We start from the raw sequence: 24,725 nt of genomic DNA on the forward strand, positions 1-24,725 counted from the left end.
TTATTAGAGCCAGTTGGTTTGGCCTATGATGATCTAATTGCTTTTAGCCTACTGTAGGCCTACTACTTTTAGTCCTGAATTAGATAAAAAAAGAGCGACCATCAGGTCGCTCTTTTTTTATGATTTCAAATCGTAATTAACCACGATGAATCGAGTCATGTGCTTGCTTTAAAAGATTTTGACTCTCTTGCAAGAACTGCTGCGAGTAGTCGCCAAACCAATCACTGACTTGATTAAAGCTATCAACGAACTTGGCTTTATCTTTCCCATCCAAGATTTCTAATGCTTCACCGAAACGACTATGGAAACGTCGAATCATCTCAATATTCTCATCTGAAGAAAGAATGATATCACCGTACAAGTTCGGGTCTTGAGCAAACAGACGACCAACCATCGCAATCTCAAGACGGTAGATTGGTGAGCTTAACTTCAAAAGCTGGTCGATGTTCGGGTTCTCTTTACTCAGGTGTAAGCCGTAAGCAAAAGAGGTGAAGTGGCGAAGTGCTTGAATCAAAGTCATACCATGGTCGTGTTCAGCAGCATCCATTTGGCACAGGCTAGCGCCCCAGATACCAAATTGATTCAGCAACCATTGGTAGCTTTCAGAACCACGTCCATCACTGTAAACAATCACTTGTTTCGCAAGGCTTGGAACATCAGGACCAAACATTGGGTGTAATCCAACTACAGGGCCTTGGTGCATGTTCATCATGGCTTGTAGAGGCTTTGATTTAATCGACGTCAAATCACAAAGAATACAATCGCTTGGTAGGTTACCTAGCTTCGCAATCACACCTTCCGTTAGGTGAATTGGAACCGTAACAACCACAAGACCGGCATTATCTAAGATCTCATCGGCTCTATCCCAATCTTGGCTGCCAAGAATTTTTACTTCGTAACCAGAAAGCTTGAACATACGGCCAAACAGACCGCCAAGTTGACCATTACCACCAACGATAACCACTGAACGCAACTCTGGGTTAAGACACTTAAAACCAGAATCTTTTTCACTGGCATAAGACTCACGCATCGTACGACGCAAAATATCTTCGATTAACTGTGGCGGAACCCCTATTCTCTCGGCTTCTTGACGACGAGATGCCAACATCGCGGCTTCACGTTCCGGTACATAAATAGGTAAACCATGTTCACTTTTCACTTCGCCGACTTTCTCTACTAGAGCCAGTCGTTGAGCCAGTAAATCCAACATTTGTTTATCGACAGCATCGATTTGGTCGCGTAATTCGTTCAGTTCAACGGCCATTTTATTCCTTACTAATCTATAAGCCCGTACTAATCTAAAAGCCCGCATTGACGCAGGTTCGTTAGCGACAGATCTTAAAATGCCCCATTAGATGAGGCACTTAAATTTAAACTCTGACTAACCTTTCAAGCGGTTCTCTAAGAACGGGACTAATTCCGTATGTGCATGCTTCAATAGTGCCTCAGTTGAATCCCAATTGATACACGCGTCGGTAATAGATACACCGTATTTCATCTCATTGAGAGGTATATCTGAAGATTGGTTTCCTTCGTTAATATGGCTCTCAATCATCAGGCCGATAATCGACTTATTACCTTCACGAATCTGATGGATGACATCTTCAGCTACTAACGTCTGACGTCGGAAATCTTTGCGAGAGTTTGCGTGGCTACAGTCGACCATTAACGCAGCCTCTAAGTTAGATTTACCCAGCTCTTGCTCACATTCATGTACTGATACTGAATCGTAGTTAGTCTGCTTACCGCCACGTAAAATCACATGGCCATTTGGGTTACCCTGAGTCGTTAATAATGCAACTTGTCCTTCACGGCTGATACCCATGAAACGGTGGCTAGAAGAAGCCGCCTGCATTGCATTGATTGCAGTACCCAAGTTGCCGTCTGTACCGTTTTTAAAACCAATTGGCATTGAAAGACCACTCGCCATTTCACGGTGAGTTTGAGATTCAGTCGTACGTGCACCGATCGCTGCCCAACTGAATGTATCTGCCAAGTATTGTGGGCTGATTGGGTCTAGTGCTTCTGTCGCTAGTGGGATTTCCATCTCAGCTAACTCAACTAAAAGCTCACGACCTACATGCAGACCATGCTCAATATCGAACGTACCATCTAGATGTGGGTCATTGATTAAACCTTTCCAACCAACCGTGGTACGAGGCTTTTCAAAGTAAACACGCATTACAATATACAGTTGGTCGCTCAGTTCTTCAGAAAGTGCTTTAAGGCGTTTTGCGTACTCTTTCGCCGCTTCTAGATCGTGAATAGAACATGGACCACACACGATTAGCATACGGTGATCTTTCTTATGAATGATATTCGCAATCGTTTCACGAGACTCTTGAATAAAACGACGAGCATTATCGCTCAAAGGTAATTTCGCTTTTAACTCCTCTGGAGTAATCAGTACCTGTTCGTCGATGATATTGACATTGCTTAATTCACTTTTTTGCATAACTCAACCTGTATGTTTATTTTTACACCCAACATTTCCATTTGGGCTAACAATCTTTAAAAACACAATAACAGCTACAAAAACGATTGCAAGTGTAAACAATAAAAAACATTTAATGTAAATTTAAATTTACACTTCATCTTTAGTTCGTTCTGAGGCACAAATAGGCCTAAACCAAGCCAAGCACATACAAAAAAGGCGATATCTTTAATATCGCCTTCTTAAAACTTATAGAGTGTTTATTTATCACCCAGCGTTTAACATTCGCTTAATTTGCTCTGAGGCCTCTTTCCATCGGCTATCCGAGTGAAGCGTCGGTAAATCAAAGCTGTGCTTTTTAAGCAATGAGTTGGCTAAAGGCACCTCTTGAATCTCTAAGTGATCAAGAGCCTCAATTTGTGCATCTCGTTTATTACACATCAACACCATGTCGCAACCCGCATTCAAAGCAGCCTTCGCTCTGTCGGCTGGCCCACCCATAATTGCAGCACCTTCCATTGTTAAGTCATCAGAGAATACCAAGCCTTTGAATCCAAGCTGCTGCTTCAATACTTTCTGCAACCAATACTCAGAGCCACTCGCAGGCTGATCATCATAGTGAGAAAAAACCACGTGCGCAGGCATCATCGCATCTAATATTCCAGCTTCAATTTGAGCCTTGAAGATCGCCATGTCGGTTTCAAAGATATCGTCTCTAGGATCGTAAGGCGTTTCTAAGTGAGAGTCAGCTATAACGCCACCGTGTCCAGGGAAGTGCTTTCCTGTTGTCGCCATGCCAACCGATTTCATGCCTTTAACAAAAGCACTGCTATGGCGAACGATGGTATCAATATCTTCACCAAACGCTCGGCTACCAATCGCTTTACAGTCGTGACCTTTATCTAATACGGGCGCAAAGCTCAGATCGATATCATGGGCAATCAATTCTGCCGCCATCAACCAACCGGCTTGTTCTGCTAACTGCTCACCATTATTCTTAGTCGCGAATTCTTGAGCGGCAGGGATAATTGAAAATCCATCGCGGAAGCGCTGAACTCGGCCACCTTCTTGGTCAACACCAATCAAAATAGGACGTTTCGCTACCTTGCGGATCTCTTTGTTTAATGCCGAAAGCTGTTTGCTATCGTGGTAGTTTCGAGCAAATAAGATGAGACCACCAACGGTTGGATGCTCTAAAATTTCTCTGTCTTCAGCTGTTAACTCATAGCCCGCAACATCTACCCACAACGGTCCCATATTTATTCCTTATTAAACCTAATTTCATAAACTTCCCGAGATTATTCTCTTTAAATTTGCTTTACAATGTTTTTAAAACAATCTGTGGAAGACTTTAAGAATGCAGTGCAAGAGCTTAGGAATGAACCATAAAGAACTGTATATCGGTGTGATGTCGGGAACGAGTATGGACGGCGTTGATACAGCGCTAGTCTCGATTGAAGACGATAGCATTACATTACTTGCTCATGATGAGTTCCCGATGCCTGATGACCTCAAAGCGCGTCTGCTTGAAGTTTGTATTGGTCAGAAAACGGATTTGATTGCTATTGGTAAACTAGACCACCAGCTTGGTCATCTATTTGCTGATGCGGTTTTGCAACTTCTCGATAAGTCAGGTACGCCTGCATCTTCTGTGACTGCGATTGGTAACCATGGCCAAACGGTATTCCACCAACCAACGGGTGATTCGCCATTTACCATGCAGTTGGGTGATGCCAATATCATTGCCGCTAAAACACAGATTCAAACAGTCGCTGATTTTCGACGTAAAGACATGGCGCTTGGCGGGCAAGGGGCACCGTTAGTACCGGCTTTCCACCACACTATTTTTCACCCACAAGACAGCTCAGTTGTGGTGTTGAATATTGGTGGTATCTCGAACATTTCAGTATTGCGCCCGAATCAGCCTACGCTTGGCTATGATACTGGCCCGGGCAATATGTTAATGGACGCTTGGGTAGATAAACACATCGGTGAAAAGTTTGATCGTGACGCACTGTTCGCGCTAAAAGGCCAACTACATCAAGCTTTACTTGAGCAGCTGCTGAATGAATCTTACCTATCTCAAATGCCACCGAAAAGTACCGGCAGAGAGCTGTTTAATCTACCTTGGCTAGAGCAACAATTAACAGAATTTAAAGACCTTGCAGCAGAAGATGTTCAGTACACACTTTGTGAATACACCGCATTGACGATAGCCAATGAAGTGGAAACTTATCGCTTGGGTAACCAACCTGCACTGTATGTGTGTGGCGGTGGTACGAGAAATCCATTGTTGATGAAGAGACTGTCTGAATTGCTTCCTAGCTGGGAGGTTGAGTCGACCACCAGTAAAGGCGTTGATGCCGACTACATGGAAGCCATGGCCTTTGCGTGGCTTGCTCAACGTCATGTTCATCAACTGCCAAGCAATTTACCAGAAGTGACTGGCGCAAGTAGATCGGCCTCTCTAGGCGTTCTATATCGTGCAGATTAACTTGTTAGCCGTGCTAACTTAGTCACAATACTGACTTCGCGATGCTGTCTAAACAATTTTAGAATCACCATTAAAGGATCATTATGAGTAACGACGCTCTCATATCAGCGCTCTCGCACCTCGTTTCGGAGGGGAGAAACCCTGACACTATGGATATTGATCTACTCACCTCTCTCGAAGTGGTCGAAAAGATTAATCAACAAGACAAGCAAGTTCCATTGGCGATCGAAGTAGAGCTGCCACAGATCGCTCTAGCCGTTGATAAAATCGCTCACGCTTTTCAAAACGGTGGCCGACTGATTTATATGGGTGCGGGCACAAGTGGTCGATTGGGCGTATTAGATGCCTCAGAATGTCCTCCAACTTTTGGGGTTTCTGACAAAATGGTGATCGGGCTAATTGCAGGCGGATCAGAAGCAATTTTGAAAGCCAAAGAGGGAGCGGAAGACTCGTTGACTCTTGGTATTGAAGATCTAAAAGCGATTCAGTTTTCAGAAAATGATGTCGTGGTAGGCATAGCTGCCAGTGGCCGCACACCTTACGTAATTGGTGCACTCAACTATGCGAATCAGGTTGGTGCAGTCACAGTTGCGCTGTCTTGTAACCCTGGCTCTCCAATTGCTGAGATTGCTCAAATCGCGATAAGCCCAGTGGTTGGCCCAGAAGCATTGACCGGTTCCACACGATTAAAATCAGGTACCGCGCAAAAATTGGTGCTCAACATGCTAACGACTGCGAGCATGATTCGCATTGGCAAGAGCTACCAGAACCTGATGGTCGATGTAAAAGCGACTAATGAAAAGTTGGTTGCTCGCGCTGCTCGTATCGTTATCCAAGCGACTGAATGTGATAAAGCATTAGCAGTGTCGACACTTAAAACGACTGATTACGATGTAAAGTTATCTATTTTGATGATTCTGACAGGGCTAGATTTAGAATTGGCCAAGGCTCAGCTTGATAAGCAAAATGGCTTCTTGAGAAAAGCCGTCGAGAACAATCAGTAATCTGCTTATGCTGTCGCTAGTGTTGTTGAGCATTACTATCGCTACATAAAAAAGACCAGTACACATGCAGTACTGGTCTTTTTCAGTTTTAATTTTTTATCGCTAGCTTGAGCTTAGTAGTCGTTTGAGAACTCATCCCAGCCACGTTGCCATTCCATACGGAAACGTTGAGCTTCTTCCGTTCCAGAACACACGCCTTCATACACTTGGCCAGATAAACCAATTTGATAAGCATGGTTCGGATTACAATATTCTGTCACACCTAGGTGGTAACCTTCTGTGTAACTCGCTTGATCGACTGCGCCAAGTTCAGTCATCTCAGAATACGAACGCTGAGTGTGACCTTTAATACCATCACGATAGCCAATCTCTTGCCAATTGCCCTCAGCGGCTAAATCTTGAACATTAGCGCTGCATCCTGCAAGGCTAAATGCCACGGCGAATAGTGCGATTATTTTTTTCATTTCAGTCCTTTATATTTACCTAGTCACTTCCTGACGAAGCGGTGTCTTTGTGGTGATTCTCCGCCGAACACTGGCTGATGTCCACTTATGTCTGTAATCTACCGTTGATCTTTATTACTCGCCGTTTAATGCTCACCATCGACCACTTGCCAGAAACAAGACTCTTCTCAACACGAATAACCAACCACTCTGTAAACGTAACAAACCACTCAATCAGTTATAACACCACTTAATTGACTATTCGACCACTCACTCTCATAGCGGAAGTTTCTTTTCATACACTTCTTTAATATAGAACCTGACTTAATTAATACATTCAGGGATAACAAATTATGATGTGGTTTCTTACCTGTGTTGCAGCACTCATTGGTGGCTACTTTATTTACGGTGCCTTTATCGAGAAGATTTTCGGTATCAATGAAAAGCGTCAAACACCCGCTCACACTAAGCAAGATGGCGTGGACTACGTTCCAATGTCAACGCCAAAGGTTTACCTAGTTCAGCTGCTTAACATTGCTGGTGTAGGTCCAATCTTCGGCCCAATCATGGGGGCCCTTTACGGCCCAGCAGCAATGCTTTGGATCGTACTAGGTTGTATCTTCGCAGGTGCGGTACACGACTACTTCTCAGGTATGTTATCTATCCGTAATGGTGGCGCTTCGGTTCCAACTATCACAGGACGTTACCTAGGCAATGGCGCAAAACACTTTATGAACATCTTTGCAATTGTCCTACTGCTTCTAGTTGGTGTGGTATTCGTTTCTGCTCCTGCTGGCATGATCACTAACTTAGTGAATGACCAAACTGATTTCGCGATGTCTGCAACGACTATGGTTGTTATCATCTTTGCTTACTACATCATCGCAACGATTGTCCCTGTCGATAAAATCATCGGTCGCTTCTACCCACTGTTCGGTGCACTGCTTATCTTCATGTCTGTTGGCCTAATCACTGCGATTGGTCTATCTGACGAGCACCAAATCATGGGTGGCTTCGAGATGAAAGACATGTTCACCAACATGAACCCGAATGACCTACCACTTTGGCCTGCTCTATTCATCACAATCGCATGTGGTGCTATCTCTGGCTTCCACGCAACTCAGTCACCATTAATGGCGCGTTGTATGGAAAACGAGAAGAACGGTCGCTTCGTATTCTACGGTGCAATGATTGGTGAAGGCATCATCGCTCTAATCTGGTGTGCTCTTGCTCTATCATTCTTCGGTTCAGTTGAGTCGCTATCTGACGCGATTGCAAACGGCGGCCCTGGTAACGTGGTATACAGCGCTTCATTTGGTCTATTGGGTGTATTCGGCGGTATCCTGGCTTTCCTTGGCGTGGTTATCCTACCAATCACCTCTGGTGACACAGCATTCCGTTCAAGCCGTCTTATCCTTGCTGAATACTTCAACATGGAACAGAAAACATTACGTAACCGCCTACTAATGGCGCTACCACTGTTCGTTATCGGTGGCATCCTGACTCAAGTAGACTTCGGCATCATCTGGCGCTACTTCGGTTTTGCTAACCAATCAACAGCAGTAATGATGCTGTGGACAGCTTCGGCCTACCTACTTCGTCACAACAAACTGCACTGGGTAACGACAGTTCCAGCTGTGTTCATGACTTCTGTCTGTATCACATTCATCCTGAACAACAGCCAACTAGGCTTCGGTCTACCAATGCAAATCTCGACTATCGTTGGTGTGGTTTCATCTCTACTGATTACGGCTTACGTTATCAAGATTTCTAAAGGCAAAGGTGATATCGACCTGGCTGATGACGAGCAAGATCAAGAGCCAAAACCAGTGACTAAAACAGCCTAGTTCTTTTAGGCTCTTTGGAAAAAGAGACCAATCTTCATAGAAAGAGACAAAAGAACTGCCAAGCACAACTTCGCTTGCTCCCGTAATCACCCAGTGATTCGTGGAAATTAAGACTAAAGCCCGTCCACTGTGATGGGCTTTGTTATTTCTAAATATTAGTTTCTCGACCTTGGGAAACCAAAGTCATTCGATATAAGCCATGAAAAGACAAGCAAAGCTACCGTTACCAAGCAATGAGCTTTACACTTAACCAGCGTCTCAATAGGTGAAAATATGGAACTCATTCTCTCTCTGCTGCAACAAACCTGTGTCTACTTAGTGATTGCTTACATGCTAAGTAAAACCCCATTGATTCTCCCTTTGTTGAGCATCTCTTCGCGCTTAAGTCATAAAATCAGCTGCTACGTTCTGTTTTCCCTGTTCTGTATTATGGGCACCTACTTTGGCTTACAGATCAATGATGCCATCGCCAACACCCGAGCGATGGGAGCAGTCATGGGTGGCTTGTTTGGTGGCCCGGTTGTCGGCTTTGCGGTCGGTTTTACAGGCGGTATCCATCGTTACTCTTTGGGTGGTTTTACTGACTTAGCTTGTGCTATTTCAACCACGGCAGAAGGCTTAATTGGCGGCCTATTGCACGTTTACTTAGTCAGAAAGAACAAAGCCAGCCAACTGTTTAATCCTCTGGTGGTGTTCTCTGTAACCCTGTTTGCTGAAATCATTCAGATGATCATCTTGCTTGCCGTCGCGAAACCGTTCGAGCAATCCTACGCTCTGGTTTCTGATATTGCCGCGCCAATGATCATCGCAAACTCTGTGGGCGCAGCGCTGTTCATGAGTATCATCCAAGACAGGAAAACCATCTTCGAAAAATACTCTGCGACCTTCTCTCGACGCGCATTAACCATTGCCGAACGTTCGGTAGGTATTCTGCATGGTGGGTTTAATTCCGATAACGCACAAAAAATCGTACGTATCGTTTACGAAGAGACCAATGTTGGTGCAGTGGCGATTACCGATCGAGAAAAAATCCTCGCTTTCGTCGGCATTGGCGATGAACACCACATACCTAACACTCCGATTTCATCGCAAAGCACGCTTACCTCGATGGAACAGAACGACATCATCTACCTCGATGGCAAAGAGAATCCGTACCAATGTTCTCTATCGCAAGATTGTAAATTGGGCTCTGCGCTTATTATTCCACTGCGCGCGGGTAATGAAGTGGTCGGTACCATCAAGCTGTATGAGCCAAAGCTAAAGCTGTTCTCGACCATCAACATGTCGATGGGTGAAGGTATCGCTCAGCTATTGTCGAGTCAGATCCTATTCAGTAACTATCAGCAGCAACAAACACTGCTTACCCAAGCTGAAATCAAACTGCTGCACGCTCAAGTTAACCCTCACTTCTTGTTTAATGCACTCAACACCATCAGTGCCGTTACACGTCGTGACCCTGATAAAGCACGAGAACTTATTCAGCATCTGTCTCACTTCTTTAGAAGTAACCTGAAGCAAAACATCAACACTGTGAAACTCAAAGACGAGCTGGCACACGTCAATGCGTACCTAACTATCGAGAAGGCGCGTTTTACCGACCGATTAGAAGTGGAATGGGATATCGACCCACAACTGTACGAGTCGCAACTGCCGAGCTTTACCTTGCAGCCACTGGTTGAAAACGCCATCAAGCATGGTATTTCAAACATGCTGGAAGGCGGTAAAGTGAAGATCTATAGCGAGGCTTTCGAGGGTGGATTCAAGTTAATCGTTGAAGACAACGCGGGCAATTATCAGAAGCCATCTCAAGATCACGTTGGATTAGGCATGGAGATTGTTGATAAACGACTCACTAATTTCTTTGGACAAGATTCAGCACTAAAAATAGAATCTCAACCACAGCAATTTACTCGAATGAGCTTTATCATACCTATACTAAAATAATGGTGTTTTCGTAGGTGATAGCTTCTGGGTAGCTACATTTAAAAGCCATATTAAAAAGATAGATTTAGAAGATAAACGTGAATCAAGCAGGGATAGAATCAAGATGAAGATTGTAGGATGTTAAAGGCATTAGTTGTCGATGATGAACTTTTTGCTCGCGAAGAGCTGATTGAGCTACTGACTGAAACCGGTGAAGTAGAAATCATTGGCCAAGCGAGTAACGCGATCGAAGGACTGAAACAGATCAACCTTCTCAAACCGGATGTGGTGTATTTGGATATCCAAATGCCGCAGGTTACCGGTATCGAACTGTTAAGTATGCTTGACCCAGACACCATGCCTTACGTGGTGTTCGTCACCGCCTACGACCAATATGCGATTCAAGCCTTTGAAGACAATGCCTTTGATTACCTACTCAAGCCAGTTGAACCTTGTCGATTAAACAAGAGTGTTTGTCGTCTGAATAAGGTCATCAAGCAGAACCAGAAAGCGCCAGAACAAAACATCTCAGCGATTGCTCCCTGCCACTTAGAGCAAATCCCGTGCATTGGTCACAACCGCATAGTGATCATGGCAAGCCAAACGGTCGAGTGTGCTTATTCAAATATCAGCGGTGTGCATGTTCGTAGTTCATCACAAACCGCCACTTCACAGTTAACCCTGAAGATCCTAGAAGAAAAGACCGATTTGATCCGCTGTCATCGCCAATATTTGATCAACATAAAATCGATCCAAGAGATCAAATTGCTAGAGAATGGATTAGCGGAGATCATCACACTGACTGGCTTTGAAGTGCCTGTCAGTCGTCGTTACTTAAAGACTTTAAAAGAGCAACTCGGTCTTCAGTAAACACATTAAAGGCCAAGATATAGCGCGATCAAAAAAGCCAACGCATCAACGTTGGCTTCCTGCTGTTTAAAAATCAATAGTGTTTACAAATCGATAGTGTTTACGAATCGCTAGTATCACGAATCGATGATGTCACCAATCAATAGAGATTAGTCGACTTGCTTGATCTGTAGCTCTTTCGGTACTTCGAAGAACATGTTCTCTTCACGACCTTGAATCTCTTCAACTTCAGTTGCGCCCAACTCACGAATACGATCTAAGATTTGGTTTACTAGCTCTTCAGGCGCTGAAGCGCCCGCAGTCACACCAATTTTCTTTTTACCTTCAACCCATTCTGTCTGGATGTCTTCAGGGCAATCGGTTAGGTAACCTGGCGTACCTAGCTTCTCAGCCAGCTCTTTCAGACGTGTTGAGTTCGATGAGTTCTTAGAACCGACAACAATCACGACATCAACATCACCGGCCATCTCACGAATAGCGTCCTGACGGTTTTGAGTCGCGTAGCAAATATCATCTTTACGTGGGCCTTGGATCTCAGGGAATACGCGGCGTAACTCTTCAATCACATCAGCAGTTTCATCAACGGACAACGTGGTTTGGCTAACGTAATGCAAGTTACTAGGGTCGTTCACTACTAGGTTCTGTACGTCCTCTGGCTTCTCAACCAAGTACATACCACCAGTTTGGCTAGCGTACTGACCCATGGTGCCTTCCACTTCAGGGTGACCCGCGTGACCAATCAGCACCACTTCCATATGCTTGCGGCTCGCACGAGCAACTTCCATATGTACTTTGGTTACCAACGGACATGTTGCATCAAACACCGTGAGTTCACGCTCTTTCGCTTCTTTACGAACGGCTTGAGAAACACCGTGAGCAGAGAAGATCACTATGTTGTCGTCTGGCACTTCACTCAGTTCTTCGACAAAAATAGCACCACGCTGCTTGAGCCCCTCAACAACAAAGCGGTTGTGCACCACTTCATGGCGAACATAGATCGGTGGCTGATACATTTCGAGTGCGCGTTCTACGATGCTGATCGCACGATCGACACCAGCACAAAAGCCACGAGGGTTAGCTAACATTATTTTCATTTCATTGCTCATCATTTACCGCGGTACTAAGGTTGTTTCTATAGAGTTCGCTGTCAGCGAGGTTCGCATTCTACAGTGAAGCGCCTAGACAGTGAAGCTTCGGGTGACATCACAGCTGTAAGGCTATCTTGTTCTAGCGTGAAGACAGCTATTCTATCGTTATTCCACCGCTAAGATGTTGACGTCAAACGTAACGTCTTGGCCGGCTAATGGGTGATTAAAATCAACGGTCACTGAATCACCTGCAATATCAGTGATAATACCCGGGATCTCCATACCGTCAGGGCCAGAGAACGCCATGATAGTACCGACTTCAACATCAGTACCACCAGCAAACTTCGCTTTATCCATGTGGTGGATATGGTCTGGGTTAGGCATACCAAACGCATCTTGTGCTTTCAGTTCGATAGACTTTTCTGTACCCGCTTCAAGCCCAAGTAAACACGCTTCGAAATTTTCGCTTAGGCTACCATCACCCATAACGAACTTAGCGGGCTTGCCCATATTTTCGGTGCTATCGGCAACTGAACCATCCTTCATTTTAATCGTAAAATGTAGAGTTACTGCTGAATCATTTTTAATTGCTGCCACGTTACTTTCCTTAGATTTCTTTATTATTTGAGGATGCGCTGTGCTTTGCTTCCTTGTTGACTGAAGCATAAAAAAAAGCGCCGTCGGAATCAACCGACAGCGCTTAGGGCTATTCTATTCTGTGAGTCATAGACTGACTTTAGGGCAATCTATTTCAAAGTGATTTACTTAATACTCATTAATGCTTGAGTCGCCTATTTGCTTTCATCTTTCTTGCGGAAGCCATCCAAGATGATCATCGCAGCACCGATACAGATTCCCATATCAGCCAAGTTGAATGCAGGCCAATGGTAAGTACCCCAGTAGAAGTCTAGGTAATCAACCACAAAACCATGTACAACACGGTCGAACACGTTACCTACCGCGCCACCAATGATGATCGCATAAGCAATGTTATTCCACTTTTCTGTCGCCGGTAGTTTACTCATCCAGTATGTCAGCATACCCGTTACCGCAAATGCGATACCCGTAAATAACCAACGCTGCCAGCCACTCTGATCGCTCAGAAAGCTAAATGCCGCACCATAGTTATGAACATACAAAAAGTTAAAGAATGGCAACACCTCAATACGGTTTGCCCAGCCATAACCCATGTTGTCCATGACAAAGAGTTTGATGCCGATATCAGCAAGGAACACCAGCAAAGCCAGCCATAACCAACGCACACCAGATTGTTTTAACGAAACTTCACTCATTTCTATTCCTAGTATCTACTCAGTCAAATCATCTCATTATCCACTCTCAAGAATGAACACGAGAAGTCAGCTTGGTTAAACACATTTCCTATAATTAAAAATAACCCCAGTTGATACTGGGGCTATGATTTTTACAAAAAGTTCAGTCTTTCTCTGAGTCGTTATGCGAACTTACGCACTTCGCCTTCACCGTCGATGTTCGACACACAACGACCACAAATTTTCTCATGACCTTCAATTGTGCCTACATCTGGAGTGTGGTGCCAGCAACGGTCACACTTCTCAGCTTCAGTTGCTGCAACTTCAACGTATAGACCTTCAACGTCTGTCGCTTGAGCTGTATCAGACTTATCGCTAAGTGGTTTAACAACCGCAGCAGAAGTAATAAGTACGAAACGTAACTCATCTTCTAGCTTATTGATTTTAGCCGCTAGTGCATCGTCAGCGTATAGAGTAACTTCAGCCTGCAGTGCACCACCGATTGTTTTCTCTTTACGAGCATCTTCAAGAAGCTTGTTCACTGCGCCACGAACTGACTGGATTTCAGTCCAGAATTCGTTGCTTAGCTCTTCGTCGTCAGCAAGACCAAATAGGCCTTCGAACCACTCGCCTGTGAATACAAACGTGTCGCGCTCGCCAGGCATCTCGTTCCAGATTTCATCTGCAGTGAACGACATGATAGGAGCCATCCAACGAACTAGAGCTTCTACGATGTAGTAAAGCGCCGTTTGACAGCTACGTTGAGCATGGCTGCCCTGCTTCGCTGTGTACTGACGGTCTTTAATTACGTCTAGGTAGAAAGAACCCATTTCGATAGAACAGAACTGCATTAGACGTTGAGTTACACCGTGAGTGTTGTACTCACCGTATGCTTTAACGATCTCTTCTTGTGCAGCTTGAGCACGGCCAACAGCCCAGCGATCAAGTGCTACCATTTCTTCAGCAGGAACTAGGTCAGTTTCAGGGTTGAAACCGTTCAAGTTCGCTAGGAAGAAACGAGCTGTGTTACGAATACGACGGTAAGCATCAGCAGAACGCTTAAGGATCTCGTCAGAAACCGCAACTTCGTTAGTGTAATCCGTAGAAGCAACCCATAGACGTAGAATATCTGCGCCTAGCTTGTTCGTTACATCTTTAGGAGCAACAACGTTACCGATAGATTTAGACATCTTACGGCCGTTACCATCAACCACGAAACCGTGCGTTAGCACTTGCTTGTATGGTGCTTCGTCTTTCATCGCGATAGATGAAATCAAAGATGACTGGAACCAGCCACGGTGTTGGTCAGAACCTTCAAGGTAAAGATCAGCACTGTGCGTTCTTTCTTCATTCGGGAAGTTGTACTCTTCACGAGAATCCACAACAGAGAAGTGCGTTACACCTGAGTCGAACCATACGTCTAGCGTATCAAGTACTTTCTCGTACTTGTCAGCGTCTTCAGCACCCATCAGTTCAGCAGCATCTACATCCCACCAAGCTTGAATGCCTTTTTCTTCCACAAGCTTCGCTACTTTTTCAATAAGATCTGGGCTATCTGGGTGAAGTTCTGATGTTTCTTTATGAACAAACAGAGCAATTGGCACACCCCAAGTACGTTGACGAGAGATACACCACTCAGGGCGACCTTCGATCATACCTTCGATACGGCTTTGACCCCATTCTGGCATCCATTCAACACTCTTCGTTGACTCTAGTGCTTTTGCACGTAGGCCAGCTTGATCCATAGAGATGAACCATTGTGGTGTTGCACGGAAGATGATTGGAGTTTTGTGTCTCCAACAATGTGGGTAGCTGTGCTCGTAAGCGTGGTGATGCAGCAATGCACCTTTCTCTTTTAGAACTTCTAAAACAGAATCGTTCGCTTTGAATACATGCTGACCAGCAAAAAGCTCAGTGTCTGGCAGGTAAACGCCGTTAGAACCTACTGGGTTAGCAATTTCTAGGTTGTACTTCTTACCAACCACGAAATCCTCTTGACCGTGACCAGGAGCGGTATGAACCACACCAGTACCAGAGTCAGTTGTTACGTGATCGCCAAGAACAGCAGGAACCGTAAAGTTGTAGAACGGGTGGTTGAACTGAGAAAGCTCAAGATCAGCACCAGTCGCAAAACCAAGGTTATGGAAACGCTCGATACCCGCACGATCCATTACGTCTTTTGCTAGTTCAGAAGCAACAATAATACGTTGAGCAGGCTGTTCGCCATTCGCTTCAACTTGGATCAATACGTATTCAAGATCATCACGTAGACATACTGCGCGGTTAGCAGGCAGAGTCCATGGTGTTGTCGTCCAGATAACGATAGAGATCTCGCCTTGACCAGCGTGGCCTTCCGCTAGAGTAAATTTCTCTAGTAGAGCCGCTTCGTCAGCTGCAGAAAATTTCACATCGATAGATGGAGAAACTTTATCTTTGTATTCAACTTCAGCTTCAGCCAGAGCAGAACCACAGTCAGTACACCAGTGAACAGGTTTGAAACCTTTTAGTAGGTGGCCTTTGTCTGCGATTTTACCTAGAGAACGAATGATGTTCGCTTCTGTGCCGAAATCCATAGTGCGGTAAGGTTTGTCCCACTCGCCCATGATACCAAGACGTTTGAAGCTCTCTTTCTGACCTTCAACTTGGCCCGCAGCGTACTTACGACACTCTTCGCGGAATTCAGCAGCCGAAATCTTCTGACCAGGCTTACCTTTCTTCTTCTCAACCATCAACTCGATTGGAAGACCGTGACAGTCCCAACCAGGGATGTACGGTGCATCAAAACCAGAAAGGGTCTTAGATTTGATAATAATGTCTTTAAGAATCTTGTTCAGCGCGTGGCCAATGTGAATGTCGCCGTTCGCGTATGGAGGGCCGTCATGCAGCACGAAAGATTTTTTACCTTTCTTTGCCTTACGGATTTCACCGTAAAGGTCTTCTTTGTACCAACGCTTAAGCATTTCTGGTTCACGATTTGCCAGATTGCCACGCATTGGGAACCCTGTTTCTGGTAAGTTCAGGGTATCTTTATAATCACTCATCGATTCTTAATTCCGTTATATTGGGCGAAGTTAGACATTATGTTAATCGGTGGAATCATCCGACTAATTCTTTAGCTGAAGCAGCCACACCCTTGCGGCTTCAGCATCCAATTCTATTTGATTCTTTAATGCGTCGAACGATTCAAATTTTATCTCGTCGCGCAGTTTGTGCAAAAGTCGTACTTCTAACTGTTTACCATATAAATTGGCTTTAAAGTCAAAAAAATGCACTTCTAATTGCTGCCTTACACCATTAACCGTTGGTCGTTGTCCAATATTAGCAACACCACCGACAGGCACACCGTCGATATCTAATGCTTCAACAACATACACTCCCGAAACAGGAGACACACAACGCTTTAATGGAATATTAGCGGTAGGGAAACCGATAGTTCTCCCTAGTTTACGACCATGAGAAACACGACCACTGATACTGTAGTCACGCCCTAGCATGGTAGCACTAGAAGCCAAGTCATTGGCCGCTAACGCATTTCGTATCTCAGTACTGCTTACTCGTAATTGGTTTAAGCAATAGCTCTGGGTGCTCACCACCTCAAAACCATACTTCTCGCCCGCTTCTTGAAGCATAGCGAAATTACCAGTACGACCCTTACCGAAGCAAAAATCGTCACCGACAACCAAGAATTTCACGCCTAGCTTATCAACCAAAAGGTCTTTAATGAACGCTTCCGCCGACAAGCTTGCAAAATACTGATTAAAATTCACACACAATAAACGACTGATATTTAGCTTACTCAGTTGCACGTATTTATCTCGTAAGCGAGTTAAACGTGCTGGTGCTTTACCTTTGGCAAACAACTCCATAGGTTGCGGCTCAAACGTCATGACAACAGAAGGGAGCCCTAATGCTGCAGCTTGTTTAGAAACCTGACTCAGAACCTCTTGATGCCCTAAATGAACACCATCGAAGTTACCTATGGTTAATACACAGCCATGATGCTGCGCTTTGATATTGTGTATACCTCGGATCAGTTCCATTGTGATCAGCTAAAACCTGTTATTTGCATCATTTATTGTGTGAAACCGACGGATTATATACTAATCAGTATTAATCTGTCGCTGCTTTTAAATGTTTTACTCGGATACCTAAAACCAGTATCGACACAATATAAGCAAAGGCGCCAAGTGCGATCAACCCTGTTAGTGTCAACGCTCTTTGGTTAAAGCCCCAATCAAGCCACAATTGCATATTGTCTAGCTGCCATAAAATCACGCCAATCATTACCGTACCTGAGATCAATAATTTAAGGCTAAACAACAATGTAGTCTTGGTTAAACGATAAACACCCGCTAGATGCAACCCACGATAAAGCAGAGTCATATTCACGAAAGCAGACAACGCCGTTGCGATAGCCAAACCAACATAACCATAGAAATAAGCGAAGATTGCGTTGAACACCATGTTAGTCACCATCGCAATGATGCCGTACTTCACCGGTGTTTTAGTGTCTTGACGAGAGTAATAGCCGGGAGCCAAGACTTTAATAAGCATGAAATTCAGCAAGCCTGAAGCGTACGCCACTAAAGACATGGAAGCCTGATTAACATCATGAGGAGAAAACTCACCACGCATAAACAGCACCATCAACATCGGTTTTGCTAACACAATAAGGCCAAACATCGCAGGAATGCCGAGCAGCAGTACCATGCGCACCCCCCAGTCCATGGTATGAGCAAACCCTTCACCTTCGGCATCAACGTGCTTACGGGATAAAGCAGGAAGAATAACCGTCGCAATGGCGATACCAAACAAACCGAGTGGGAATTCTAATAGTCGATCCGAGTAATACAACCAACTGATAGAGCCCGTCGCTAGAAAGCTGGCAATAAAGGTATCGAACAACAAGTTGATTTGACTTACTGACACACCAAACAAAGCAGGGATCATTAACGTGCGGATCTTAACCACGCCCGGATCTCTCCAACCCCATTTAGGCTTAACCAGTACTCCCGCTTTAATCAAGAAAGGCATTTGGAACAGGAATTGAACTAAGCCTCCAAGAAAAACGCCGATGGATAAACCAATTTCAGGTTGTTCTAAATTAGGAGCAAGAAACCAAGCACAAGCAATAATCATTACGTTCAAGAACACAGGCGTGAATGACGAAACCGCAAATTTGCCCATGGTATTGAGGATTGCACCTGATAAAGCGACAAACGTAATGAACCATAAATAAGGAAAAGTAATTTTCAGCATTAGGCTGGCGAGTTCAAACTTAGGCGCCGAGGGGCCGTCATTAAGCCAATCAATAAACCAACCCGCACCGAACATTGCGGTGATAACCCCAGAGCCTAATACCCCAAGCACCGTAACAATAGAAACCAACACCCCAAGAGTACCGGACACCTTTGCTATCAAGTCTCGAGTTTTATCTTTATCACCTGCGGCGTGATATTCCGTTAATACTGGTACAAAGGCTTGAGAAAAAGCACCTTCGGCAAACAGCCGACGTAAAAAATTAGGAATTTTATTGGCGAAGAAAAATACGTCTGCACTTGCTCCTGCCCCCATTAAGTTTGCTACTACGACATCACGTACTAGCCCCAAGACACGGGAAACAAAAGTCATTACACTGACAATCAGGCCTGACTTTAATAGTCGTTTACTCACACAAACCTCTGACACTGGTTGATTACTTTCAATCAAGGATAAATACTATCCTATCCTAAGAAGCATAATTATTAGCATTGGTCTAAAAATGCTGTTAGAATCCCCGCCATCTTAACCGCGATGACCTTTCCATACCAAAATTTGTTTGGCTGAGATTGGTTTTTGCACAAATCATTTGACAATTAAGCGCCTATGAGGGATAGTCCTCGCCCTTAAATTGTCACCGAACTAAGTTTTTGGGAGTTAGACCTTGGCAAACAGTAAATCTGCTAAGAAGCGCGCTATCCAAGCTGAGAAACGTCGCCAGCACAATGCTAGCCGTCGTTCTATGATGCGCACTTACATGAAAAAAACTATTGCAGCTATTGAAGCTGGCAATAAAGAAGCTGCAACTGCTGCTCTTGTAGAAGTTACACCTCTTCTAGACCGCATGGCGACTAAAGGCCTTATTCATAAGAATAAAGCTGCACGTCATAAGTCTCGTTTCGCTGCTGCAATCAAAGCTCTTTAATAGAAATTTGATTACAACGCAAAACGAAAAAAACCGGTCTCGGCCGGTTTTTTTATATCTGAAATTTGGCGAACACATCTCGAAGTCTTACTAATAGCTGTTTAAGCCTTGCTAATAATGGTTCTTAAGCCTCACTAATAAATAGCGACACTTCCTTGTGCCTATCTTATTTCTGATAGGAAATGAGCTAATCCACCAGCAATAAGCTACTTGCAGTACATACCATGCAGTAGGTTAATCATCGCTTTTACTTCTTCACTGCTCAATGTGTAATACACCGTCTGAGCTTCTTTACGAGTTTCGACTAAGCCATCTCTTCTCAACCAAGCAAGATGCTGAGATAACGCTGATTGACTCAATTCCAACTTGCCACATAACTCCCCGACCGACAGTTCTGTGCCATGCAATAAGCACAAGATCTGTAAACGTCGCTCGTTGGCCATGGCTTTGAGTAGAATAACGGCCTGCGCCGAGTTCTTCTCCATCTCTTTTAAGTTCATAGTCTGGCTCCCAACGACTTATTACGCCAACTACGGGCAATCAATATTTACGGCATATTGCTTGGATATGATAATCGATATCAATTCATTAACAAACTAACTCATTCGAACAATTTACTAAAATCTGCGTCACATACGTTTTTTACTGCTGGATGTTGGATCATCCGTTCAGCAAATATGACGTAGTACTCTTCTTTTAACTCTTCAATATCACACAAAAGTTGCAAAGAGGTGTCTTCTTCCACTTCAGACATATAAAGAGTGGGAGCAAGAAAAATGGCATCATGGTGATAACGCGCAAAAGCTTTCATCAAAGCAACATCATCAAATTCGCCCAAAATATCGGGTTTTAAACCTTGTCGATCAAACCATTGCAGTACTTTTCGCCCCATAGAAGTTCGACTTCCAGGGATCAAAAGCTTCCTTTCTTCTAACACAGCGGGAAAACTAATCCCTTCAACTTTGCCAGAACAGAAAAAACTCATTCCACTCTCACCCAGTTTTTTACTGAAAAGGCCTGGGCTTTGGCTTGAATCTACAGGGCAGTCTGAAAGAATCATATCGAGCTTATGCTGAGACAGTTGCTCGAGTAGCATTTCATGGGTCGACTCAAAACAGCGTAAATGAATGCTGTTATCGGGTGGGATAGTCGACATCAATATCTTACTGACTAATCTTTTGGACAGTGCATCCGCAACACCCACATCAAACAGAATATTAGAGTGCTGGCTATAATTCACGATATCCAGCATTTCGTAGCTCAGGCCAAACATACGATCGGCATACTTAAATACCAACTGCCCAAGCTCTGTCGGCTCAACACTGCGACCATTACGCTTTGTTAGCTTGCCATCCATACGTTCTTCTAACGCTTTGATCTGACCCGTTACGGTTTGTGGCGTTAAAAACAGAGCTTCTGCGGCTTTAGTAACAGAGCCTTGTTTGCAAACCATCCAGAAGTAATAAAGATGGTTATAGTTGAGGTGCGACATAAGTGTGCCGTATTAAAAGAGTAGATAACCTTTTATATCAAATATGACACGCCCACTCAACAAACTCGGAAAAACCTAACTTAAATTGTCATTACCACTTATTTTTTCGAAGTGTGTGATTTCATAATGTAATATTTGAGCGATTATTTTCAATTTTTCTCTAACTTTTAAGATCTATATCACCTATAGATAAATCATTAAAACTCAATCAAAAACAGCCACTTAAAACAACCACATTAGCTAGTGGAATATTTAAAGAGCAAATCATCACAAAAAAGTCTCACCTAAACCAAAATGTAATATTACTGAAATATTTGTTCTCTAACATCACGCTCAGATTAAACAAACAGACCAAACACAGACTTAAACGGTCCAATGGAGAAAACATTATGAACCAAGCTACTACTGCAGCAGCGCCTATCTCGAGCACAACTCGTTGGCTACGCTGGGCTAACTTGGCATTCATGCTTTACCTACTATTACTTTCAGTTTCAATGGTTGGTACAGGCTTCAAATGGGCAACAGGCGAGCAAGCAAAGGTTCTTTTCGAATTTGCTTCACACCCAGTTGCAGGCTTAATGATTGGTTTAGTGGCTACAGCACTTATTCAATCATCAAGTACAGTTACTTCAATTATCGTTGGCCTTGTGGCCGGTGGTTTACCTGTTGAGCTAGCAATCCCTATGATCATGGGTGCGAATATTGGTACTACGGTAACCAATACGCTAGTTAGCCTTGGTCATGTTCGTTGTAAAGATGAATTCAAACGTGCATTCGCAAGTGCGACGATTCACGACTTCTTTAACCTATTAGCCGTTGCTATCTTCCTACCACTAGAGATGGCGTTTGGTATTCTAGAGAAAATTTCTCACTGGTTAGTATCACCGATGCTAGCAACAGGTGATATGAGCATGGGTGGTCTTAACTTCATCAAGCCAATCACTAAGCCTGTTGTAAGTGCGATTAAAGAACCACTATCAACGTTTGGCGACACTGTTGGTGGGGTTATGCTTATCGTTCTAGGTATCGCGACTATCTTCGTAGCTATCACGGTAATGGGTAAGCTAATGAAGAGCCTAATGGTTGGCCGTGCTCGTGAGATTCTAAAGAATGCAATCGGTCGTGGTCCTATCCACGGTATCGCTTCTGGCTCTATCGTTACTATCCTTGTTCAGTCTTCTTCAACGACAACAAGCTTGATGGTTCCACTAGTTGGTTCAGGTGTTCTTAAAGTACGTGACGTTTACCCATTCACTTTGGGTGCAAACATCGGTACGTGTATTACCGCGCTATTAGCAGCGACAGCAGTATCTGGTGAGTTCGCAGTATTCGCACTACAAATTGCTCTAGTACACTTGGTGTTCAACATCATGGCAACAGTATTCATCTTTGGTATTCCGTTCCTACGTGAACTGCCAGTGAAAGCAGCTGATATCATTTCAGACATGGCAGTGAAAAACAAAGCTGTAGTGGCTGGTTATCTTGTTGCGGTATTCCTTGTACTGCCTGGTAGCGTGTTAGCACTGACTGCTTAATAGCAAAACAAACATCGCTTATAGCAAAGCCCGCAACCTAGGTTGCGGGCTTTTTCTTTTTAGAGCAGATGAGAGAAGCAAAAAAGATGCGGGATTCGAGTGAACGAGTAACGAAAACAACTCCTTCTCATTACCTGCGTTTGATATTTCGTATATCACTGACTCAAATCTAAACACGCTCTTCGTTTACTCGCATCTAGCACCTAAAAACTGTCATTCCCTACAGCGTGATAGGGAATCTAAACGCCTCACAATCCCCAGAGATTTCCGACTCCTTCCTTCATAAGTCTAGGGAATGAAGTTTGCTTTTAACCTTCGTATCTCGCATCCCGTTTACTCGTCACTGCTCCCTTGGATACAAAAAAGGCTGCACAGAGGCAGCCTTTCAATCAGTCAAAGCAGATTAGATTAGGTTAGGTTAGGTTACACCGAGAACGGGTACTTAATCGCTTCGTGGCATTCGTAACCTTCAACCCAGAAGTCATCCATCGTTACCCACGTTTCCAGATCTTCTAGAGACTTAATTTCAGGATTGATATGGAATGTTGGGCCAGCTAAAGGCTCACGCTTCAACTGAACATCACGCATTGGTGCAAGTTGATCTTCATAGATATGAGCGTTAACAAGCTTGTGATAAGCCACACCCGCTTTCTTGCCGGTGATCTGCGCCATGATAGCGAGGAACACATACACTTGAACCATATTGAAATTCAAACCTAGTGGGACGTCACAAGAGCGCTGAGTACTGTTTAGGTACAGAGTGTCACCAAGCAGAGAGAAGTGGTGGCTGTACATACACGGACGCAAACAACCCATGTGGAACTCGCCTGGGTTGTAGAAATTTAAGATCTCGCCACGGTCATCAATACCGTTAGCTAAATCATCAACAATCTTCTTCAGTTGGTCGATATGACCGCCATCAGGTTTCGCCCATGCACGTCCTTGAACGCCGTAAACACGGCCCATGTCATCTTCACCCTTGCGATAAGGGTTATTCAGCCATGCTTCGTTCAGGTTCGAATTCGCATCCCAAGTTTTAGTTCCTAGCTTGCGAAAATCTTCAGCATTATCGTAACCACGGATATAGCCAAGCAGTTCAGCAACTGCCGCTTTCCAAAAGCTTTTACGCGTTGTTACCAGTGGGAATTGGTTATTACCAACATCATATTCAAGGTCAGCATTGATCACGGTTAGGCAGCGCTTGCCTGTGCGTTCATTTTCAATCCAAGTACCGTCATCAACGATACGCTGACAGAGATCTAAATACTGTTTCACACCAATTCCTTACTTCGTTTGTTGTGGTAATTCGTCTTTGTAGTGACCACGCTTGTATGCCCAAACCATCATCAGCGCACCGACAATAACCATTGGCAGTGATAGGATTTGTCCCATCGAGATAAACCCACCGAACAAGCCAAGTTGAGCATCAGGTTCACGTACGTATTCAACTAGGAAGCGGAATGTACCATATCCTGCTAGGAATAACCCTGATACAGAACCTAGAGGACGCGGCTTTTTGATGAACCAGTTCAAGATGAAGAACAGCACAATACCTTCAAGCGCCATTTCATAAAGCTGAGATGGGTGGCGAGGAAGTGGACCACCATTAGGGAACACGATCGCCCATGGAACATCAGTCACACGGCCCCAAAGCTCGCTGTTCATGAAGTTACCCATACGTCCCATACCTAAACCAAATGGCACCAATGGTGCAATCATGTCTGCGACACCAAAGAAGGTTCGACCGTTCTTTTTGGCATACCAGAACATCGCAGTGATAACACCAAGCAAACCACCGTGGAAAGACATACCGCCAGTCCATACCTTAAAGAGGTAAAGAGGATCTGCGAGGAATAGGTCAAAGTTGTAGAAAATTACGTAGCCAATACGGCCACCAAGCACCACACCTAGAAAGCCAGCAAACAGTAAATCTGACACTTGCTCTCGAGTCCAACCGCTACCAGGTTGATCAGCTCGGCGATTTGCTAACCAAAGCGCGAACATAAAACCGACCAGGTACATTAGGCCATACCAACGAACTGAGATTGGTCCTAGTTCAATAAGAACAGGATCGATATTTGGGAATTCGATAAAACCCTGAGACATACTTGGCTCTCTATCTAAATAATAAACAATGGGT

The 24,725-nt window shown here is 44.3% G+C and carries 21 protein-coding genes; 7 read left to right on the plus strand and 14 right to left on the minus strand.

The window, feature by feature from the left end; all coding sequences use genetic code 11:
• Window positions 1-136 precede the first annotated feature (136 nt).
• The 3 genes from tyrA to nagZ all read right to left on the minus strand — a co-directional run bounded on the left by tyrA (window position 137) and on the right by nagZ (window position 3,691).
• Window positions 137-1,264, minus strand: coding sequence for a bifunctional chorismate mutase/prephenate dehydrogenase (tyrA, locus tag ED652_RS00910; protein WP_076673809.1), 1,128 nt, complete (start codon window positions 1,262-1,264; stop codon window positions 137-139).
• Window positions 1,265-1,381: 117 nt separating this feature from the next.
• Window positions 1,382-2,455 (minus strand): 3-deoxy-7-phosphoheptulonate synthase, encoded by a 1,074-nt coding sequence (locus ED652_RS00915; RefSeq protein ID WP_076673811.1) that lies wholly within the window; start codon window positions 2,453-2,455, stop codon window positions 1,382-1,384.
• 246 nt (window positions 2,456-2,701) lie between these two features.
• Complete coding sequence (gene nagZ / locus ED652_RS00920; protein WP_102576791.1) at window positions 2,702-3,691, minus strand: beta-N-acetylhexosaminidase; 990 nt, start codon at window positions 3,689-3,691, stop codon at window positions 2,702-2,704.
• A 121-nt stretch (window positions 3,692-3,812) separates the two neighbouring features.
• Between nagZ and ED652_RS00925 the strand changes: the two genes are divergently transcribed.
• The gene (locus ED652_RS00925) at window positions 3,813-4,928 is read left to right on the plus strand and encodes an anhydro-N-acetylmuramic acid kinase (protein WP_122053226.1); all 1,116 of its coding nucleotides are present in this window, start codon (window positions 3,813-3,815) and stop codon (window positions 4,926-4,928) included.
• A gap of 83 nt (window positions 4,929-5,011) precedes the next feature.
• Window positions 5,012-5,932, plus strand: a complete 921-nt coding sequence (gene murQ, locus ED652_RS00930) for an N-acetylmuramic acid 6-phosphate etherase (protein WP_122053227.1) — start codon at window positions 5,012-5,014, stop codon at window positions 5,930-5,932.
• A gap of 113 nt (window positions 5,933-6,045) precedes the next feature.
• Here murQ and ED652_RS00935 read toward each other — a convergent pair whose 3' ends face one another.
• Entirely contained in the window at window positions 6,046-6,396 is a 351-nt protein-coding gene (locus tag ED652_RS00935; RefSeq protein WP_122053228.1) for a DUF2799 domain-containing protein, read from the minus strand.
• Window positions 6,397-6,728: 332 nt separating this feature from the next.
• On the opposite strand from ED652_RS00935, the gene ED652_RS00940 reads away from it, so the two are divergent.
• The 3 genes from ED652_RS00940 (at window position 6,729) to btsR (ending at window position 11,015) form a co-directional block, all read left to right on the plus strand.
• Entirely contained in the window at window positions 6,729-8,222 is a 1,494-nt protein-coding gene (locus tag ED652_RS00940; protein WP_065105640.1) for a carbon starvation protein A, read from the plus strand.
• 273 nt (window positions 8,223-8,495) lie between these two features.
• The gene (locus tag ED652_RS00945; RefSeq protein ID WP_017110500.1) at window positions 8,496-10,166 is read left to right on the plus strand and encodes a sensor histidine kinase; all 1,671 of its coding nucleotides are present in this window, start codon (window positions 8,496-8,498) and stop codon (window positions 10,164-10,166) included.
• A gap of 117 nt (window positions 10,167-10,283) precedes the next feature.
• Window positions 10,284-11,015, plus strand: a complete 732-nt coding sequence (gene btsR, locus ED652_RS00950) for a two-component system response regulator BtsR (protein WP_122053229.1) — start codon at window positions 10,284-10,286, stop codon at window positions 11,013-11,015.
• Window positions 11,016-11,164: 149 nt separating this feature from the next.
• Here btsR and ispH read toward each other — a convergent pair whose 3' ends face one another.
• The 6 genes from ispH to murJ all read right to left on the minus strand — a co-directional run bounded on the left by ispH (window position 11,165) and on the right by murJ (window position 19,047).
• A complete protein-coding gene (gene ispH, locus ED652_RS00955) occupies window positions 11,165-12,121 on the minus strand; it encodes a 4-hydroxy-3-methylbut-2-enyl diphosphate reductase (protein ID WP_029222310.1) in 957 nt (318 codons plus the stop codon).
• A gap of 147 nt (window positions 12,122-12,268) precedes the next feature.
• Window positions 12,269-12,700: an FKBP-type peptidyl-prolyl cis-trans isomerase gene (gene fkpB, locus ED652_RS00960; protein ID WP_017080268.1), complete on the minus strand. Its 432-nt coding sequence runs from the start codon at window positions 12,698-12,700 to the stop codon at window positions 12,269-12,271.
• Between the two features lie 194 nt (window positions 12,701-12,894).
• Window positions 12,895-13,395 carry a signal peptidase II gene (gene lspA, locus ED652_RS00965; RefSeq protein WP_004739521.1) on the minus strand — a complete coding sequence of 167 codons (501 nt, stop codon included), beginning with the start codon at window positions 13,393-13,395 and terminating at the stop codon, window positions 12,895-12,897.
• A gap of 161 nt (window positions 13,396-13,556) precedes the next feature.
• Entirely contained in the window at window positions 13,557-16,415 is a 2,859-nt protein-coding gene (gene ileS, locus ED652_RS00970) for an isoleucine--tRNA ligase (RefSeq protein WP_122053230.1), read from the minus strand.
• Window positions 16,416-16,478: 63 nt separating this feature from the next.
• Entirely contained in the window at window positions 16,479-17,414 is a 936-nt protein-coding gene (gene ribF, locus ED652_RS00975) for a bifunctional riboflavin kinase/FAD synthetase (RefSeq protein ID WP_122053231.1), read from the minus strand.
• Between the two features lie 70 nt (window positions 17,415-17,484).
• The gene (gene murJ, locus ED652_RS00980; protein WP_032501129.1) at window positions 17,485-19,047 is read right to left on the minus strand and encodes a murein biosynthesis integral membrane protein MurJ; all 1,563 of its coding nucleotides are present in this window, start codon (window positions 19,045-19,047) and stop codon (window positions 17,485-17,487) included.
• 250 nt (window positions 19,048-19,297) lie between these two features.
• Between murJ and rpsT the strand changes: the two genes are divergently transcribed.
• Entirely contained in the window at window positions 19,298-19,558 is a 261-nt protein-coding gene (gene rpsT, locus ED652_RS00985; RefSeq protein ID WP_012603273.1) for a 30S ribosomal protein S20, read from the plus strand.
• Between the two features lie 206 nt (window positions 19,559-19,764).
• On the opposite strand, the gene ED652_RS00990 is transcribed toward rpsT, so the two are convergent.
• On the minus strand, window positions 19,765-20,058 hold the full coding sequence (locus ED652_RS00990; RefSeq protein WP_009848443.1) for a metalloregulator ArsR/SmtB family transcription factor: 294 nt from the start codon (window positions 20,056-20,058) through the stop codon (window positions 19,765-19,767).
• Window positions 20,059-20,159: 101 nt separating this feature from the next.
• Entirely contained in the window at window positions 20,160-21,050 is an 891-nt protein-coding gene (gene nhaR, locus ED652_RS00995) for a transcriptional activator NhaR (protein WP_065113193.1), read from the minus strand.
• 389 nt (window positions 21,051-21,439) lie between these two features.
• On the opposite strand from nhaR, the gene ED652_RS01000 reads away from it, so the two are divergent.
• On the plus strand, window positions 21,440-22,585 hold the full coding sequence (locus ED652_RS01000) for a Na/Pi symporter (protein WP_017102996.1): 1,146 nt from the start codon (window positions 21,440-21,442) through the stop codon (window positions 22,583-22,585).
• A gap of 423 nt (window positions 22,586-23,008) precedes the next feature.
• On the opposite strand, the gene ED652_RS01005 is transcribed toward ED652_RS01000, so the two are convergent.
• Both ED652_RS01005 and lgt read right to left on the minus strand, forming a co-directional pair.
• Complete coding sequence (locus ED652_RS01005) at window positions 23,009-23,860, minus strand: thymidylate synthase (RefSeq protein WP_102472864.1); 852 nt, start codon at window positions 23,858-23,860, stop codon at window positions 23,009-23,011.
• Window positions 23,861-23,869: 9 nt separating this feature from the next.
• Window positions 23,870-24,691: a prolipoprotein diacylglyceryl transferase gene (gene lgt / locus ED652_RS01010; protein WP_017106781.1), complete on the minus strand. Its 822-nt coding sequence runs from the start codon at window positions 24,689-24,691 to the stop codon at window positions 23,870-23,872.
• Window positions 24,692-24,725: the final 34 nt, after the last annotated feature.

This window comes from Vibrio sp. Evd11 (assembly GCF_900382755.1).
Lineage (GTDB): Bacteria > Pseudomonadota > Gammaproteobacteria > Enterobacterales > Vibrionaceae > Vibrio > Vibrio lentus.

Bases quoted from the DNA above. Each gene is read 5' to 3' on its own strand.
- nagZ (WP_102576791.1), bottom strand. From the start codon at position 3,691: ATGGGACCGTTGTGGGTAGATGTTGCGGGCTATGAGTTAACAGCTGAA.
- ED652_RS00990 (WP_009848443.1), bottom strand. From the start codon at position 20,058: ATGAACTTAAAAGAGATGGAGAAGAACTCGGCGCAGGCCGTTATTCTA.
- ispH (WP_029222310.1), bottom strand. From the start codon at position 12,121: ATGAGCAATGAAATGAAAATAATGTTAGCTAACCCTCGTGGCTTTTGT.
- nhaR (WP_065113193.1), bottom strand. From the start codon at position 21,050: ATGTCGCACCTCAACTATAACCATCTTTATTACTTCTGGATGGTTTGC.
- murQ (WP_122053227.1), top strand. From the start codon at position 5,012: ATGAGTAACGACGCTCTCATATCAGCGCTCTCGCACCTCGTTTCGGAG.
- lspA (WP_004739521.1), bottom strand. From the start codon at position 13,395: ATGAGTGAAGTTTCGTTAAAACAATCTGGTGTGCGTTGGTTATGGCTG.
- ED652_RS00915 (WP_076673811.1), bottom strand. From the start codon at position 2,455: ATGCAAAAAAGTGAATTAAGCAATGTCAATATCATCGACGAACAGGTA.
- ED652_RS01000 (WP_017102996.1), top strand. From the start codon at position 21,440: ATGAACCAAGCTACTACTGCAGCAGCGCCTATCTCGAGCACAACTCGT.
- lgt (WP_017106781.1), bottom strand. From the start codon at position 24,691: ATGTCTCAGGGTTTTATCGAATTCCCAAATATCGATCCTGTTCTTATT.
- tyrA (WP_076673809.1), bottom strand. From the start codon at position 1,264: ATGGCCGTTGAACTGAACGAATTACGCGACCAAATCGATGCTGTCGAT.
- ED652_RS00940 (WP_065105640.1), top strand. From the start codon at position 6,729: ATGATGTGGTTTCTTACCTGTGTTGCAGCACTCATTGGTGGCTACTTT.
- ribF (WP_122053231.1), bottom strand. From the start codon at position 17,414: ATGGAACTGATCCGAGGTATACACAATATCAAAGCGCAGCATCATGGC.
- btsR (WP_122053229.1), top strand. From the start codon at position 10,284: ATGTTAAAGGCATTAGTTGTCGATGATGAACTTTTTGCTCGCGAAGAG.
- ED652_RS00925 (WP_122053226.1), top strand. From the start codon at position 3,813: ATGAACCATAAAGAACTGTATATCGGTGTGATGTCGGGAACGAGTATG.
- ED652_RS00945 (WP_017110500.1), top strand. From the start codon at position 8,496: ATGGAACTCATTCTCTCTCTGCTGCAACAAACCTGTGTCTACTTAGTG.
- ileS (WP_122053230.1), bottom strand. From the start codon at position 16,415: ATGAGTGATTATAAAGATACCCTGAACTTACCAGAAACAGGGTTCCCA.
- ED652_RS00935 (WP_122053228.1), bottom strand. From the start codon at position 6,396: ATGAAAAAAATAATCGCACTATTCGCCGTGGCATTTAGCCTTGCAGGA.